This window comes from Paraburkholderia bryophila (assembly GCF_003269035.1).
Classification (GTDB): Bacteria; Pseudomonadota; Gammaproteobacteria; order Burkholderiales; family Burkholderiaceae; genus Paraburkholderia; species Paraburkholderia bryophila.
In genome coordinates, this window is sequence record NZ_QLTK01000038.1 from 15036 (window position 1) to 31378 (window position 16343).

Sequence of the window (16343 nt, forward strand, 5' to 3'; positions counted from 1 at the left end):
TCGACACCCTTCGGAACCCTCATGAAGCGATTGATCGAAACCGTCTCGTTCTGGGTCGTGATCGGCCTGATCTGGGAATTCGGCGTGCGCTGGAGCGGCACGCGCGACTACGTGCTGCCGGCGCTTTCGCAGGTGTTCGCGGCCGGCTGGGAAATGCGCGGGCAGTTGCTGTCGGACACGCTCGCGACCGCGTGGGAGGTGCTCGCCGGTTTCGCGCTGGCGCTGGTCGGCGGTCTCGCGATCGGTCTGCTCGCCAGCATGTCGAGCATCGCGCGGCGCACGCTGTTTCCGCTCGTCACCGCCTTGCAAAGCATGCCGAAGATCGCGCTCGCGCCGCTGCTGATCGTCTGGTTCGGCTACGGCTTCGCGTCGAAGCTGGCGGCGGCCGTGCTGTTCGCGTTCTTCCCGATCGTGATCGCGACCATGGGCGGACTCGCGGGCGTGCCGCGCAACCTCGACGAGCATTTCCGCGCGCTCGGCGCGTCGCCGGCGAAAACCTTCTGGCACCTGCGTTTGCCGGCCGCGCTGCCGGCGCTGATCGACGGTTTGAAGATCGCGATGCCGCTGGCGGTGATCGGCGCGATCGTCGGCGAATTCATCGGCTCGGAGTCGGGGCTCGGCCATCTGATCGTATTCGCGACGTCGAATGCGCAGACGGCGTTGTCGTTCGCGGCGATCCTGATGGTGACCGGGCTGGCCATGCTGTTTTACTGGGCCGTCGAACTGGTGTCGCGCGGCGTGTGGTGGAGAGGAGTGACAGTCTGATGGCGATGGTCGACAAGTTGCGTATCGTGGAGCGCGCCCCGGCAAGCGGCGCGTCGGTTCAAACCTTGCCGCGCGACGGCACGGCGCCCGCGCTGATCGCGGTGGAGCAGGTGGGCAAGCGCTTCGCCGCGCGCGGCGGCGCACAAGCCTTCAGCGCGCTCGACGACGTCTCGATGCAGATTCGCCAGGGCGAGTTCGTGTCGATCCTCGGACCGAGCGGTTGCGGCAAAAGCACCTTGCTGCGCATGGTGGCCGGCCTCGTGGCGTGCGACACCGGGCGGATTCTGCTCGGCGACGAGCCGATTCACCAACCGGTGCCGGATATCGGCGTGGTGTTTCAGACCAGCAATCTGCTGCCCTGGCTGACGGTCGGAGCCAACATCCGGCTGGGCGCGAAGCTGCGCGATCTGCCGCGCGCGCAGGTCGAGGCGCGCTTGCCCGCGCTGCTGGAGACGCTGGGTCTGACGGCCTTCGCCGACCGCTATCCGCACGAGTTGTCGGGCGGCATGCGGCAGCGCGCGGCAATCGGCCAGATTCTGTTGCTGCAGCCGCGCGTGATGCTGATGGACGAACCGTTCGGGGCGCTGGATGCGCTGACCCGTGACCGCCTGAATGTCGAGTTGCTGAGAATCTGGCAGCAGAGCACGCTCACCGTGTTGCTGGTCACGCACAGCATCCACGAGGCGGTGTTTCTGTCGGATCGTGTGCTGGTCATGTCGGAGCGCCCGGGCCGGGTGATCCACGACGTCAGGATCGATTTGCCGCGCCCGCGCCAGCCGGAGCAGGTCAAGAGCGATCCGCGCTATGGCGAATATGTGTCGCGGTTGTCCGCGTTGATGGGTGTGTTCTAGATCGCGCGGCGGCGCGACGAAAAGGAGCGGCGGGCATCGTGGATGCAAGCCGCTCTTTCAGTCGGCAAATCAGCGGGCAAATCCGCCGCGACCGGCGTCGTTGCCGGCGCGGCAGATGCGTCACGATAGCGACCGGCCGCTCGCGCGGTCAGGGCGCGATTGCGTTCGTGACTTCGGCGCTCCAGTAGGGCGGCAACGCCTTATAAGGATTGGAGCCGCCCAGCGAGGTCACGTACACGCCGCCCGCGCCGTGCGTGCTCGCGTATTGCACGATGCCCGGCATTTGAGCGGCGGTGGCGCTGTACACCATGTGCACGAAGCGGCTCTTCGGATACGCCGCCTGCCAGCTCAACGGCTCGTATTTCGCGTAAGCCTTGGCGGTGCTTTCGAACACGACGAACGTATCCGCCGTCGGCAAGCTGGCGTAAAGTTCCGGAATGTTGGTACCCGGATTGGCGGTCACCGAGTAGCTCGCGTTCAGGCCTTTGATGTAGTTGTAGAGCGATTGGTAGTACTGGATGTGAGCGATTTTGCTGTCGTTCGACATCTCGTCGATAAAGAAGCCATCGACCTTGTACAGCGCCACATACGCATTGATCTCGGCGACGACCGTGGAGAGCGAACGCTTGCCATACGACGTGTGCACATAGCCGACCACCTTGCCGCCCGCCGCGCGAACCCTGGCCGTCGCGGCCGCGTAGTTCGGATCCGTGGTGGCGCCGGGGCCGTTGTCCGGATTCAGGATGGCGGTGGTCGAAACCTGATGAGCCGAGGTGACCATGCTGTTCCAGTCGGCCACGCTTTTTGTCGCGTTGAAGTAGGACGGCACCACCAGACCGAGCGCGGCGGTGGTGCCCGCGAACGCCGTGCCGTGCAGACAACCGGCCAGCATGCAGGCTATCAGCGTGGCGCGTGTCAGCGCCTTGCCGGCGCGTGTCGCGCGGCGGTTCGTTGCGTTGGATTCCTGAACAGCAACGCCGAGCGTGCCCAACTTCTGGATTCTTTTCATCTTGCCTCCTGACCCGGTCTGTCGATGACCGTTGTCGATTGGCCCGCCGCGGTTACGGCGGGCAACTGGCAAACTCCCCCAAGGAAGTCCCTATAGCTTTGCGTCGCCGGATCACTCCGGGTTTGCCAACTGCGCTAACGGCAATGCGGCCGATTCCTTTAGGGAGCCGGCGGATAAATCATCAAGCATGAGAAGCCGCCGCGCCGATCGTGTCTGCGGACACGCCGCCGGGCTTGGCGGCGCGACCGTACTCAGGGTCTTCCCGATTCATTCGGCATTTTTTATCGGCGGCTGGGGAGTGCGATGGATGAAATCGATTTCCGCCGGGAATGACGACTTTTGACTTGCCGGGCTCGGCAGTCGACGAAGTTCGCCTTTTGCAAATCGAGGCGAATTAGCTTTTGTAAAAAGATGTTAAAAAATCGGTAAAGCCGATTAGAAAAAAGAACGATAGTGCAGTTTCCCCCGATTTATTGATATGACCAATTGAACGTTTTCATGGTGACTCGGGTTGAGTGCGGCGTATTCCCAACACATAAACCAGGCTTGGCCGGACAGCGCCTTCGACGCGCAATCGTTTGCCTTGAGATTCAAGCAGATGCATTGCGTTGTATTCAGACGCGGGATTGTCAACAATGGCTGAAGCTAGCTTGAGACGACTCAAGTCATGTGCTATCTTCCACGGCCTTAACAAGAAACAAATACAACAGGCCGGTTTTGCATCCGGCGCAACGCCGGATTGGGTTACGTAATTAATGCCAAACAGGCCGGCTCAAAAATCAGCAAGCGGTAATTTTCTCCCTGTGGAGATATCGCCGCTCGTGTTCAGTCAGTAGAGAACGGGGAAAAGATTTTGGCTATGAAGAAGCGGACCGGGACACGGGCCGGCGGGAATTCTCGCAAGGTAGCTGAACGAACCGGCGAACGGTTTCTCCGGCGCACCTTGATTGCAGTACTGCTTGGGTCGTGCGTCGTTGCCCCGCTTGGCGTTCACCTCCAGGCCGCGCCATTGCCGTCGGCAGCGGCCGCCACTGGCGTTGCCACGGCCCCGCCCAATCTCGCTTTCTTCTACGCGGCCAATCCGCCGGTCGGCGAACTGCAGGCGTTCGACGCCGTCGTGGTCGACCCCGCCACGGGATTCGAGCCGCTCGCTCATCCGCTGCGCCACACAACGTGGATCGCGCGCACTACCGCCGGCCAGTCCGGTGACACCGCCGAAGCGTTTATCACCAGTCAGGTCGAGCCGTTGTGGCGGCGCGGCTATCGTGGATTCCTGCTTGAAACGCCGGTCGCGATCGCCGCGGCCCCGCGCATTCGCGAGATGCATCCGGATGCGCGACTGGTCGCCGGCGGCGCCGACGTCACGCAGGCCGCACTGCCGTATGCGACATCGCTGTACGCGGTGGTCGGAGAGTCGCTCGTCCGCGGACTGGGCGATAGCGGCCGGCCGAACGAGGTGCCCGAAGCGCAGCGCGCGGAGCGCCTCGCGAAGGCGCGCGCCTTTACCCAGCAGACCGGTGTGCCGGTCGTCTCGGTCGAGTACTGCGCACGCAACGATCGTCAGTGCGCCCGCGAAACGGCGGCCCGCGTGGTGGCGGCCGGCATGCTGCCGTACGTGACCAGCCGCGCGCGCGACGTGATCGGCATCGGCCGGATCGAAGTGTTGCCGCGCAAGATTCTCGTCGTTCAGGACCGCGACACCAGGGAACCGCTCGACTTGAGCGCCGGTGTGCGCGATCTGGCCACGCCGCTCAATTACATGGGTTACGACGTCGAGTACGCCGATTTCTCGTCGCGTCTGCCGGACAACATTTCGCCGGATCGTTATGCCGGCGTGGTCGCGTGGATCCAGCGCGGCGCGGCGCCCGATCCCGAAGCCTGGCAACGCTGGGTCGCTGCCCGTATCACGGACCATGTGCCGATCGCGTTTCTCGGCCAGTTCGGTTTCGACGCCGCCGGTTCGGGCGGCGCTGCGCTCGATCTGCAAGACGTGAGCGGCACGCTGGCCGCACCGGTCTCGGTGGTCAAGAGCGATCCCATGGTCGGCTTTGAAATCAATCCGAAACCCGAGCCGCGCGATTTACTGGGTGTGCGCGTCGGATCTCGCAGCCAGTCGCTGCTGCGCATCTCGGCCAATGGCGTGCTGGTCGACCAGATCGCGCTTACCCCGTGGGGCGGCTATGCGCTGAGCCCGTACACCGTGGCTTCGCTCGACAGCATCGAGCAGGAACGCTGGGCGATTCAGCCGATGGCTTTCATGAAAGCCGCGCTGCATCTGCAAGACCTGCCGTCGCCGAGCGTTACGACCGAAAACGGCCGCCGTCTGTTCATGTCGCATGTGGACGGTGACGGCTTCGCGTCGCGTGCCGAATTTCCGGGTCCCGATTATTCGGGCGAGGCGCTGTACCAGCAGATTTTCAGCCGCTATAAAGTGCCGATGACGCTGTCGGTGATTGAAGGCGAGGTCGGTGCGAAGGGACTGCATGCGGACATCTCGCCGCGTCTCGAGGAAATCGCCCGCAAGATGTTCGCGCTGCCGAACGTGGAGATCGGCACGCACACGTATTCGCATCCTTTCCAATGGGAACATGTCGACAACAAGACTGGCGCCCAGGTAGACGTGGGCGGCGGCGATGCGGCATTCTCGCTGAATATTCCGGGCTATAAATTCAATATCGACCGTGAGATCACCGGGTCGATCGACTACATCAACTCGCGCCTCGCGCCCCCCGGCAAGAAGACCGTGATGCTGCAATGGTCCGGCGATTGCCAGCCGCCCGCGTTCGTCGTGCGCAAGGTGTACGAAGCCGGCGTCTATAACTTCAACGGCGGCGACACCGTTATCACGAAGTCGGCCAACAGCTGGACCAATATCGCGCCGATCGGCGTCGACAAAGGTCCGGGCGCTTATCAGGTCTATGCACCGAACCAGGACGAGAACGTCTACACGAACGACTGGCAAGGCCCGTTCTATGGCTTTTCGCGCGTACTCGAAACGTACGCGATGACTGACCGTCCGCTGCGTTTCAAGCCGATCGACGTCTACTACCACATGTACAGCGGCACCAAGGTGGCGTCTTTGCGCGCGCTCGACCAGATCTTCTCGACGGTGCTCAAGCAGCCCGTCATGCCGGTGTATGTGACCGAGTACATCCGCAAGGTGCTGGACTGGCGCACGTTTGCCGTGGCGAAAGAGGTGGGCCCGCAAGGCGGCTGGGTGGTGCGTGGCGACGGCTCGGTGCGCGAACTGCATTGGCCGCAGACCGCCAGACCGTCGCTCGACACGGCGCAGGGTGTGACCGGTTTCTCCAACGGTCCGGACGGCACCTATATCCACATCGACGACGGCAATGCGCGCTTCGCGCTGGGTGGAGCGGCGAGCGTGCCGTATATCGCCGAAGCCAACGGTTTCGTGCGCAATTTCCGTCGTACACCACAGGGTATGCATTTTGAATTTGCCGGCCATTACTTGCCGTTCGTCAAGCTGGCGAACGCGCAGTCGTGCCGGATCAGCATCAACAACCAGCCGGTCGCGGCGCGTCGCGACGGCGAGTTCCTGCGTTTCGACACGCCAGCCGATATCGGCACGAAACTGAACTATCTGTCAGTCGAGGCCGCCTGTGGTTGATACCCGCCCTCGCATCGCGCCGACCTGGCTCGTCCTGCTGCTCGCGGGTGTCGTGCTGATGACGCTGTACGTCGTGCATCCGCGCGGTGGTCTGCGCAGCCGGATGACCTCGACCGACGCGCCCAGCGACCTGAGCATCGCCTATCTGGAAGCGTGGCTGCGCGTGCAGCCCGACAACACCGAGTTCCTGCAGGTGCTCGGCACGCAATACGTGCAGCTGGGCCGCAACGAAGACGCACGGCGGATCGCCGTGCGCATGGAGGCCATGCCGTCCGACGCGATGCACCGCGCGGGGCTGTTGCTGCATCTGACCGTCGATACGCGCGAGATCTTTGCGTTGCCCGTCGACGACCCGGAGCGCGATGCCGCGCTGGTGCGTCTGCGCGCGCAGCTCGCGAATGCGGCCGCGCTGTCGTGGTCGACCGCCGACCTGCAAATGTTGGCGGAGATGGCTGCATCGGTGAATGCGCAACAACTCGCGGAGCAACTGTATGCGCGCCTCGCGGTCCAGGACCCGGCGCAGCAAACGCGCTGGAATCGCGAGGTAGTGCGCTTCGCGATGTACGGCGGCGACTATCGCGGCGCGGCCGACGGCTGGTTCCGTCTGCAGGCAGGCGCCGCGACGTTCGACGCGCAGCGCCAGTGCTTTATCGAAGGCATCCGGGCGCTGCAAAGCGGCAATCTGCTCGACGACGCGCTCGCCGCCGCTGATCGCCACGGCGCGGCTTTTGCCCACGATCACGAGACGCTGATCGTTTTGCTGAATCTGGCGCGCGCGGCGCATCGTCCGGACCTGGTCGATCGTTACGCGAAGGCGCTGGCCGGCTATGCGCAGGCTCGGCCGGACGACGGCGGTGCGCTGCGGCTGGTCGCGTTTATCCGCGAGCGCGAGCAGCGGGACGGCTCGCAGCGGCCGTACGCATATATGGACGGTCCGCAAGCCGGTTCCGGCGCGGTGATGCGGATCGGTACGCACGGCCGGGGCGATGTGCACGTCGTGCGGGTGGCTGCGGCGGTGAATGCGACCGGTGCTGCGTCCGTTGCGGCGGCATCGGGCGCGAGCGCGGCATCCGCTGCTCCGGCAGCCGCCGCGTCGGGGACCGACGTCCAGGGCTTGCTGTATCAGTCTTTCCTCGAATCGAACGATTTGCCGAACGCGCAGCGCGTGGCGACCGAACAGGTCCAGAAGAATCCGGGCTCGGCGGTCTGGGCCAAACGTCTCGCTCAGGTCGCCGAATGGAATCATGCGTCGCCGCTCGCCTTGCAGATGTGGCTCGCCTATTCGCAGCTCACGCAGGATCCGGACGGCTGGAAAAACGTGATGCGTCTCGCGCCGATGCTGAACGACGACAACGCCTATCTGGCGGCGTTGATTCAGGCGTCCAATGCGGCGCCCGGCGATCTCAAGCTGCTCGATTCCGTGGTCGCGACCTATGAACGTCTCGGTCGTCCTGACGACGCGCTGGCTTTCCTGCGCGGCCGTCAACACAATTCTCCGGCCGAAGCGATCGATTCCCGGCTGGGGTTGCTCGCCGAGCGCTCCGGTCACGACGACGAAGCACTGACGTACTACCGCAAGCTGAACCAGCTCTATCCGGACAATACGCAATACGCGCTGCACACGGCGAGCATGTTGTATCGTCACGGCGACTACAAGGGTGCGCTCGACGCACTCCTCGCGGCACGCAAGGGCGCGAAAGACGACGACGTGCTGTTCTGGCGCAATGCCGCGCAACTCGCCCGTCTGCTGCAACGCGACGACATGGCGAACGACGCGTACAAGCATCTGTTGGCAAGCAATCAGGCGACACCCGAAGACCTGAGCGCGATGACGTACTTCTACGACGCGTATCCGGTCGATGCGGCTCGCACGTCCGAGCTGCAATTCCGTCGCGACCAGTCGCCACTCGCGCTGCAGGCGGCGATTCACTATTACACCATCGCGGAGCAGTTCGATCGCGTCGCGCAGTTGCTGGCAAGCCTGTCGCCCGCGCAAGTGAGCGCGGCCGAACGCGATCCGGCTTTCCTGCAGGCACGGGCCGAATATTATCTCGAGGTCGACCGTCCATACGACGCGCTGCACGACCTGCAGGCCGCCGTGAAGCTGCCTGGCGCCTCGCTTGAGTTGCGCGCCGCGTTGCTGTGGACGCTGGTCGACTACGGCAACGGAGCGCAATTGCGCGACGCGGTGGCCCAGTGGCGCGACGCGCCCGCCCAGGCACCCGCCTTGTGGGGGCCGCTGGCCGCCGCGCAGATGCGTCTGAACCGTCCGGAAGCGGCGCTCAGGTATCTGCGCCTGCAGTCGGCCTCCATGTCGCGCGATCCGCTCTGGCAACTGACCTACGCGGAAGCGCAGGAGATGGCCGGTCGCACCGATCTCGCCTGGTCGATCCGGCGCAACGTCTGGCGCCAGATGCAGAAGGACGGGGCCGACATCCGCGCCAACAACGCGGCAGGGCAGGTTGCGTTGCGCACGCGGACGTCGCAGGGCGCGGACGTGCGTGAGCAGTTGCTCGGCCGCCGCGTAACGCTTGCCTCGATCTTCGCCAACGGGGATGTGTCGAAGGCGTTCCTGACGGATCTGCTCGCGACCGACGCCGGTCGCAACGACCACACGGAGGTGCGCCGCACGCTGCTCGGCGATACGCCGGGCCTGCCGCCCGCGCAACTCAAGCCGACCAAAGCCACGGCGGCGCCGGATCAGGCGCGTCTGACTTCGTCGGTGGCGCGCGACGTGGCGCTGGCCTGGGCCATGTCGCGTGAAGCGAATCCGCTGGCGAAGCGCTGGCTGGCGCGCCAGTACGCGTCCGTGCTGCTGCAGCCTTCGGAGCAACTGATCGCGATCGCGCTCGCCGACGACGACAAGCCCGCCATGGAGCGTCTGCTGGATCAACAAGGCTCGCACTTGCCGCTCTACAACCGGATCGATGCGTCGATCGAGGTCGACCGTCCGGGCGCGGCCGAAGAGCTCTCGTTCCAGGGACTCGAAGGCGCCCCTGACGATCCGGAAATGCATAGCCGCTTGCAGGAGACCGCGCTGGGCTGGCCGCAATCGCTCGACGCCACGGTCACGAGCTATGTCGAGCATCCGCTCGACTACATCGAGCAAACGCTCGCGGGCAGCATCAAGGTTGCCGATCTGTACATGGTCGGCGTGACCGGGGTTCAGCGCTTCCAGCATTCGACCGATACCTCGCAGCTCACCGAGGTCCCAGCGATCGATCGCTCGGTGGAGTTTTTCGCCCGCCGGCAAACCTACGACACCGCCTTCCAGGTGAGCGCGGGTCGCCGCGAGGCGCTCGACAGCTTCTACACCGTCGCGGTGGCCGCGGAGTGGGGCAGAAACTCGCCGCTGTCGTTCGAGCTCAAGGCCGGCCGTAACCAGACGGCGCTGGAATCGCAGGCGCTGCAGATCGGTGGCGTGAAGGACAACGTGATCGGCACGGTCACTTATCACGCAACGCAGCACCTGTATGCAACCGGCACGGTCGAAGCCGATCGCTTCTATAGCCAGGCGCGTCACTACCTGGGCAGCGGTGTGCTGTCGACGGGCGAGATCGGCTATCGGATCCGCACCAACTACCCCGACTACACGATACGGCTGATCGGCGCGCACGGCGACTACAGCGCCAGCGGCGCGGCCGACGGCCTGATTTCGCGGCTGATTCCGGTGGCCGCGGGTCCCGCCACCGCAGCGTCGTTCGTCCCGCAGACGTACTCGCAATACGGGCTTTTCTTCGGTTTCGGCAACGATCTGCTCGAGCAGTACACGCGTGCGTGGCGGCCGTTTCTCGACGTCGGCATGCTGCACGACACGCTCCAGGGCTGGGGGCCGGAAGTCAGCCTCGGTCTCGCGGGCACGGTGTTCGGCGGCGACCATGCGGCACTGTTTTTCTCACATCAGCGTGTGTCGCGTCTGGGCACGCCTGTGACCCAGATCGGCGCGCGGTATAGCTGGTTTTACTGAATCCCGGTTTCGAATCCATCCAAGGAGAATTCTTCATGTACGGCATCAAACAATTGGCTCGAACCAGCGCCTGGTGTGTCGCGGCAACCACGCTGGCCCTGATCGTGAGCGCTTGCGGCACGGTGCGTCAAACCTCGGCTCCGACGCTCTCGCGCGGCGACAAAGTGGCGGTGGTGTCGATCGCCAACTACACTGAAACGCCCGACGCGGGTCATAGCGCCGAATCGATCGCGGCGAACACGCTGCGCGCCGGCGGCATTTCGGACGTGCGTATTGCACCGGCCGATGCCAGCCGCAACGCGATGTTCGACACGACGCAACGCGCCGACGGCGACAAGGCGCTCGACTGGGCGCGCTCGCAGAATGCCCGTTACGTGTTGTCGGGCGCCGTCGAGGAATGGCGTTACAAGACCGGCGTGGACGGCGAGCCGGTGGTCGGCGTGACGTTCGAACTGATCGACGTGTCGAACGGCGCCGTGGTGTGGAGCGCGACCGGTACGCGTACCGGCTGGAGCCGCTCGGGTCTGTCGAGCGTGGCCAGCTCGCTGATCGCCAAGGTGCTGTCGCCGTTGCAGGCGCGTCAGTAAGCTTATCCCCGGGTGGCCGGCTGGCGCGTGAAGCGCGGACCGCGCACCGGAACCCGATACGACAAGTGAAAAGGAAATGGCCGTGAATACCGCAGCCGTGGAAAACAACCCGGGCGCCTCGAAGCCGCGCCATGCGCATCCGTTCGGCAATCTCGGACGCGTGCGCCGCTTTCTGGCGCCCGCGGTGGCGCGGCCGTTCGCGATCGTGGAAACCATCGCGCTCGTGGTGGCCGTGCTGGCCCTGACGCGCTGGCTTCATCCCGAGGACCCGCTCCTGCTGCACGCCGGCTACCCGTGGGTGTGGCTGGTGTCGCTGCTGGTGGCGCTGCGCTACGGCAGCCTGCTCGGTCTGCTGTCCGGCGTGATCATGCTGGGCGCATGGTCCTTCTTTTATCCGCACGGCAACGCGTTTCCCGCGATGTTTTTCGCGGGCGGCCTGATCCAGACCATTCTCGCCGGGCATTTCGGCGACACGTGGGGCAGCCGCGCCGAGCGTGCGTCGTCGCTGAACGATTACCTGAACGACCGGCTCGTCGCGCTGACCAACAGTCACTATCTGATGCGCCTCTCGCACGAGCGGCTCGAGAAAGACCTGTTGTCCCGCCCGACCACGCTGCGCGATTCGATCACCGAACTGCGCCGGCTGTCGGTGGCGACGGACACGGCGCTGGCCGTGCCGGCCGCTGCCGCGCCAGGCGGCACGTTGACCGGTGCGAGCGGCTTGCTCGAATTCGTCGCGCAGGCCTGCCAGATCGAAGTGGCGGCCCTGTACCCGGTGCGTGACGGCAAGCTCGGCACCCAGGCGATCGCGCAGATCGGCGACGCCTTCGAACTCGAAGCGAACGACGAACTCGTGATGCACGCGCTCGCCACGCTGAGCGTCGCGCATCTGAAGAACGAAGACACGGTGGTGCCGGTCAGCCAGTATCTGGTTTGCGCGCCGCTGGTGTCGGCCGACGGCGAATTGCGCGCGCTGCTGATCGTCAAGCGCATGCCGTTCCTGTCGCTCAATTTCGACAACCTGCAACTGCTGCTGGTGCTGCTCGGTTACTACGCCGACGGCGTCGAGCATTCCGCGTTCGTGCAGCGCATTCTCGACAGCGTGCCGGATTGCCCGTACGAATTCGCGCTCGACCTGAGCCGCCTGACGCGCCTGCAGCAGAAGGCGGGCGTGGCGTCGTCGCTGGTGGCGCTGGCGTTCCCGCGCGACGAAGAGGGCGATTCGCTGTTCGAACACGTGATGCGTCGCCGTCGTTCGCTCGACGTGATGTGGCCGGTGCAGACCGCGAAACAATCGGTGCTGGTGAACCTGATGCCGGCCACCGACACGACCGGGATCGAGGGTTATCTGGCGCGGATCGAAGCGAGCCTCACGGCCCAGTTCAACACCGACCTGGAACACGCGCGGGTGGGCGTTCATACGCTGCACCTCGAGGGCGACGAGCCGGGCGCGGCGTTGCTGCGTCTTCTCAAACGAAGCGGCCTCGATGTCTAAGCCCCTGTCTCTTCTCGTGAGCGTGCTGGCGGCGCTGGTGGCCGTGGTCGTCCAGTATCTGGCGGTCGCGAGCCTGCTGGCGCCGGCCGGCGCGTTCGACCCGCTGCTGCGCTTTCTCGCGCTGCAGGCCGTGGCGGGCCTCGCCGAGGCCATCGCCTTGCGCGGCTGGTTGCCGCCGCGCTATCGCGAACCTCGGGCGATGTCGTTGCTGTTCCTGTGGGCGGCCTGCACGTTCGTGCCGCTGTTCGGCGGCGTCGTGGTGCTGGTCAGTTGCATCTGGGCCGCGCTGTTCCCCGGCCGCAAGGAGAGCGATCAGCTTACCGACGTGCCACGCCCAGAATTCGTTACCTATCTGGTGTCGCGGGTGTCGCACGGCGGCGGTGCGCGCCTGCAGGCGCGCCTTGCGAATACCCAGGTGTCGGCCACCGACCGTTTGTCGGCGCTGGTAGCGATCCAGAGCATGCCGACCCGTACCACCGGCACCTTGTTGCGCGAACTGCTCGCCGATCCGCTGGAAGACATTCGTTTGATTGCGTACGGCACGCTGGATCACGCCGAGAACGAAATCATGCAGAAGATATTCCGCACCGGCAAAGCGCTGGAAGCAACCGGCAGCGACGCCGAGCGCCACTCGCTCAACCGTCTGCTGGCGGAGCTCTATTTCGAACTCGTGTACCAGAACCTGGTGCAGGGCGCGGTCTACCGGCACACGCTGCAACAGGCCGACCGCTACGCGCAGGCAGCGCTCGAAACCGATCAGAGCGATGCGGCGCTGTGGCTGATTCGCGGCCGTCTCGCGCTGGCCAACGGTCTGCCGGATGCCGCCCACGAACACATTGCGCGGGCGCTGGAACTGGGCTTTCCGCGCGAACGTCTGGTGCCGTGGCTGGCGGAGGCGGATTTCCTGCGCGGCGACTATGCCAGCGTGTCGCAACTGCTCGGCTCGCTGGGTAACGCGGCCGCGTTGCCCACACTCAAACCGGTGGTGAAGTACTGGTCATGATCAAAGAACTTCCTGTACGTCGCGCCGCCGACGCCGATGTCTGCCTGCTGCTCGAAGGCACGTTCCCGTTCGTGCGCGGCGGGGTGTCGAGCTGGGTCAACGAAATGATCCGCGCCTATCCGACGACCCGTTTCGCGATCGTGTTCATCGGCAGCCGCCTCGCGGACTATACGGGCGTGGCGTACGCGTTGCCGGATAACGTGGTGCATATCGAAACGCACTTTCTGTACGAGTCGGTGTCGGCCGACCTGCCGCAACCGCGCGCGGTCGCCGGCGACGCCGCGGCCTTCGCGCGCTCGCAGGAATTACACGATGCGTTGCGCGACACGCGCAGCGGCGTGGACGCCGGCGCGTTGATGGCCAGCATGATTCCGATGCTGGGCGAGAACGGCGCGCTGAACGAGGCGGAGTTTCTGTCGAGCCGCGCGGCGTGGGACACGATCGTCGATCAGTATCAGAAGTACTGCACCGATCCGTCGTTCACCGACTATTTCTGGACCGTGCGGATCATGCACAAGCCGCTGTGGCAACTCGCGCGCGTGGCCGAAAAGCTGCTGCCGGCGCGGGTGTACCACACGGTGTCGACCGGTTACGGCGGCTTCCTCGGCGCGCTGATGCACTACCGCACCGGCCGGCCGTTGCTGATCTCGGAACACGGCATCTATACGAAAGAACGCAAGATCGACTTGCTGCAAAGCCAGTGGATTCGCGACAACCGCGGCGTGTTCGAGCGCGATATCTCGCGCGTCAGCTATTTCCGTGAGTTGTGGGTGCGCTTCTTCGAGGCGATCGGCAAGCTCGCTTACGACGCCGCCGACGATATCGTCGCGTTGTACGAGACGAACCGCCAGCGCCAGATTACCGACGGCGCGCGTGCCGAGCGCACGCAATGCATACCGAACGGTATCGACGTCGACGGTCTGGCGCCGCTGGTGGCGCTGCGCAAGCCGCGCGCGCACCGCGTGGTGGCGCTGATCGGCCGGGTGGTGCCTATCAAGGACATCAAGACCTTCATCCGTTCGATCTTTATCGCCTCGCGCAATCTACCCGATCTGGAAGGTTGGATCATCGGGCCGGAAGAGGAAGATCCCGCCTATGCGCTCGAATGCCGTGCGTTGGTGGAGAGTCTCGGGCTCGGCCGGCATGTGAAATTCCTCGGCTTCCAGCGTATCGACGAGATGCTGCCGCAGGTCGACGTGATTGCGCTGACCTCGATCAGCGAGGCGCTGCCGCTGGTGGTGCTGGAGGGCTTCGCGGCCGGCGTGCCCGCCATCACGACCGACGTGGGTTCGTGCCGGCAGCTGATCGAAGGCGTCGACGAAGAAGACCGCGCGCTCGGCTCGGCCGGCATGGTGGTGCAACTCGCGGACCCGGCTGCGTTCGCCCACGCGGTGCAGTCGCTGCTCGCCGACGAGGCGCGCTGGCTGGCCGCGCAGCAGGCGGGCCTCGCGCGCGTGCGCCGCTACTACACGAAGACGCAGATGATCGACCGCTATCGGGTTCTGTACGAGCGGCTGGCCGCGCTGCCGGATCGTCAAGCCAACGCTGCGGGCGGCGACGCCGCGCGCTGCCCGGTGAACCATGGCACTCAAACGAACGGAGCGGGCGCGCGTGCGCAGACCGCGGCGTCCGTTCCATCGCAGGAGACACGCTAATGGCGGGGATTGGCTTCGAATTGCGCAAGATCATGCGCCGCGACACGCTGATGGGCGTGGCGCGCGCTTATGCTTACGCGGGCTTGATCAGCTCAGGGCCGCTGATTCTGTCGATCTTCGGCATTCTGATTATCGGGCTGATCAGTCTCACCTCGGTGATACCGACGTTCGCGATCGTGCAGTTCCAGGTCTCGGTCACCTATCTGATCGCGTTGAGCCTGATCCTGACCGGGCCGTTGCAACTGTCGTTCACGCGTTTCATTTCGGACCGGCTGTTCGAGAAGCGCGACGATCTGGTGCTGTCGAACTATAACGGCGTGGTGCTGGTGTCGTCGCTGCTGGCGGCCGTGGTGGCCGTCATTGCGACGCTGGTGGGGTTTCGCGGCGAGCCGGTGATCTACCGTCTGTTGATGATCACGGGCTTCGTGGTGGTCAGCAATATCTGGATCGCCGTCATTTTTCTGTCGAGCGTGAAGCAGTACCGGCAGATTCTGGTGGTGTTCTTCGTCGGCTATGCGTGCGTGGTGTGTCTTGCGCTGGCGTTGAACGGCTATGGGCTGGTTGGCTTGCTCGGCGGGTTTGTCGCGGGCCATATCGTGCTGCTGGCCGGCTTGTCGGGGCTGATCTATCGCAACTACCGTTCCGAGCGGTTCATTTCGTTCGAAGTGTTCGAGCGGCGTTTCGCCTATCCGAGTCTGGCGCTGGTTGGGCTGCTGTTCAATATCGGCGTGTGGCTCGACAAGTTCATGTTCTGGTATTCGCCCGGCACGGGCACCAGCGTGATCGGGCCGCTGCATGCGTCGGTGATTTACGACATTCCGATTTTTATCGCGTATGTGTGCGTGATGCCGGGCATGGCGACCTTCCTCGTGCGCATCGAAGCGGATTTCGTCGAGTATTACGACGCGTTTTACAACGCGGTGCGCAGCGGCGCCACGCTGCGTCACATCAACGAAATGCGCGACATGATGGTGGGCAGCGTACGCGCCGGCCTGTACGAAATCATCAAGGTGCAGACCATCGTGCTGTTGCTGATCGTCGCTTTCGGCGAGCACGTGCTGGCTTCGCTCGGTATTTCGCCGCTGTATCTGCCGCTGCTCGTGGTCGACGTCGTGTCGGCGAGCCTGCAGGTGCTGTTGCTGGGGCTGCTCAACGTGTTCTTCTATCTGGACGGACGGCGCATGGTGCTGCGGCTGACCGCCGGTTTCGTGCTGCTGAACGGGCTGTTTACCGGTATCACGCTCAGGCTCGGCCCGGACTACTACGGCTATGGTTTCGCACTGGCGTTGCTGGTTGTCGTAGTGGCGTCCGTGAAAGTGCTCGATAGAAAATTCATGTCATTGGAATACGAAACGTATATGTTGCGGGGTTGAAGGAGCGGCG

10 protein-coding genes and 1 riboswitch are annotated in these 16343 nt (G+C 64.6%); of the genes, 9 read left to right on the top strand and 1 reads right to left on the bottom strand.

The window, feature by feature from the left end; all coding sequences use genetic code 11:
- Nucleotides 1-21: 21 nt before the first annotated feature.
- Complete coding sequence (locus BX591_RS32295) at nucleotides 22-765, top strand: ABC transporter permease (protein WP_111935378.1); 744 nt, start codon at nucleotides 22-24, stop codon at nucleotides 763-765.
- A complete protein-coding gene (locus tag BX591_RS32300; protein WP_111935379.1) occupies nucleotides 765-1616 on the top strand; it encodes an ABC transporter ATP-binding protein in 852 nt (283 codons plus the stop codon). The genes BX591_RS32295 and BX591_RS32300 overlap by 1 nt, the downstream gene beginning before the upstream one ends.
- Before the next feature lie 148 nt (nucleotides 1617-1764).
- Here the strand turns inward: BX591_RS32300 and BX591_RS32305 are convergent, their stop codons facing one another.
- Nucleotides 1765-2625 (bottom strand): spherulation-specific family 4 protein, encoded by an 861-nt coding sequence (locus BX591_RS32305; protein ID WP_111935380.1) that lies wholly within the window; start codon nucleotides 2623-2625, stop codon nucleotides 1765-1767.
- Between the two features lie 57 nt (nucleotides 2626-2682).
- Nucleotides 2683-2762, bottom strand: a riboswitch (cyclic di-GMP riboswitch).
- Nucleotides 2763-3571: 809 nt separating this feature from the next.
- Between BX591_RS32305 and BX591_RS32310 the strand changes: the two genes are divergently transcribed.
- The 7 genes from BX591_RS32310 (at nucleotide 3572) to pelG (ending at nucleotide 16333) form a co-directional block, all read left to right on the top strand.
- The gene (locus BX591_RS32310; RefSeq protein ID WP_420849449.1) at nucleotides 3572-6253 is read left to right on the top strand and encodes a bifunctional glycoside hydrolase/polysaccharide deacetylase family protein; all 2682 of its coding nucleotides are present in this window, start codon (nucleotides 3572-3574) and stop codon (nucleotides 6251-6253) included.
- The gene (locus BX591_RS32315; RefSeq protein WP_111935381.1) at nucleotides 6246-10220 is read left to right on the top strand and encodes a tetratricopeptide repeat protein; all 3975 of its coding nucleotides are present in this window, start codon (nucleotides 6246-6248) and stop codon (nucleotides 10218-10220) included. Before BX591_RS32310 ends, BX591_RS32315 begins: the two co-directional genes overlap by 8 nt.
- Nucleotides 10221-10255: 35 nt before the next feature.
- Nucleotides 10256-10807, top strand: a complete 552-nt coding sequence (locus tag BX591_RS32320; protein WP_111935382.1) for a penicillin-binding protein activator LpoB — start codon at nucleotides 10256-10258, stop codon at nucleotides 10805-10807.
- 82 nt (nucleotides 10808-10889) lie between these two features.
- Entirely contained in the window at nucleotides 10890-12302 is a 1413-nt protein-coding gene (locus BX591_RS32325; protein ID WP_111935411.1) for a PelD GGDEF domain-containing protein, read from the top strand.
- Entirely contained in the window at nucleotides 12295-13305 is a 1011-nt protein-coding gene (locus tag BX591_RS32330) for a hypothetical protein (RefSeq protein WP_111935383.1), read from the top strand. Before BX591_RS32325 ends, BX591_RS32330 begins: the two co-directional genes overlap by 8 nt.
- Nucleotides 13302-14960, top strand: a complete 1659-nt coding sequence (gene pelF / locus BX591_RS32335; protein ID WP_111935384.1) for a GT4 family glycosyltransferase PelF — start codon at nucleotides 13302-13304, stop codon at nucleotides 14958-14960. Before BX591_RS32330 ends, pelF begins: the two co-directional genes overlap by 4 nt.
- On the top strand, nucleotides 14960-16333 hold the full coding sequence (gene pelG / locus BX591_RS32340) for an exopolysaccharide Pel transporter PelG (RefSeq protein ID WP_111935385.1): 1374 nt from the start codon (nucleotides 14960-14962) through the stop codon (nucleotides 16331-16333). The genes pelF and pelG overlap by 1 nt, the downstream gene beginning before the upstream one ends.
- Nucleotides 16334-16343 lie beyond the last annotated feature (10 nt).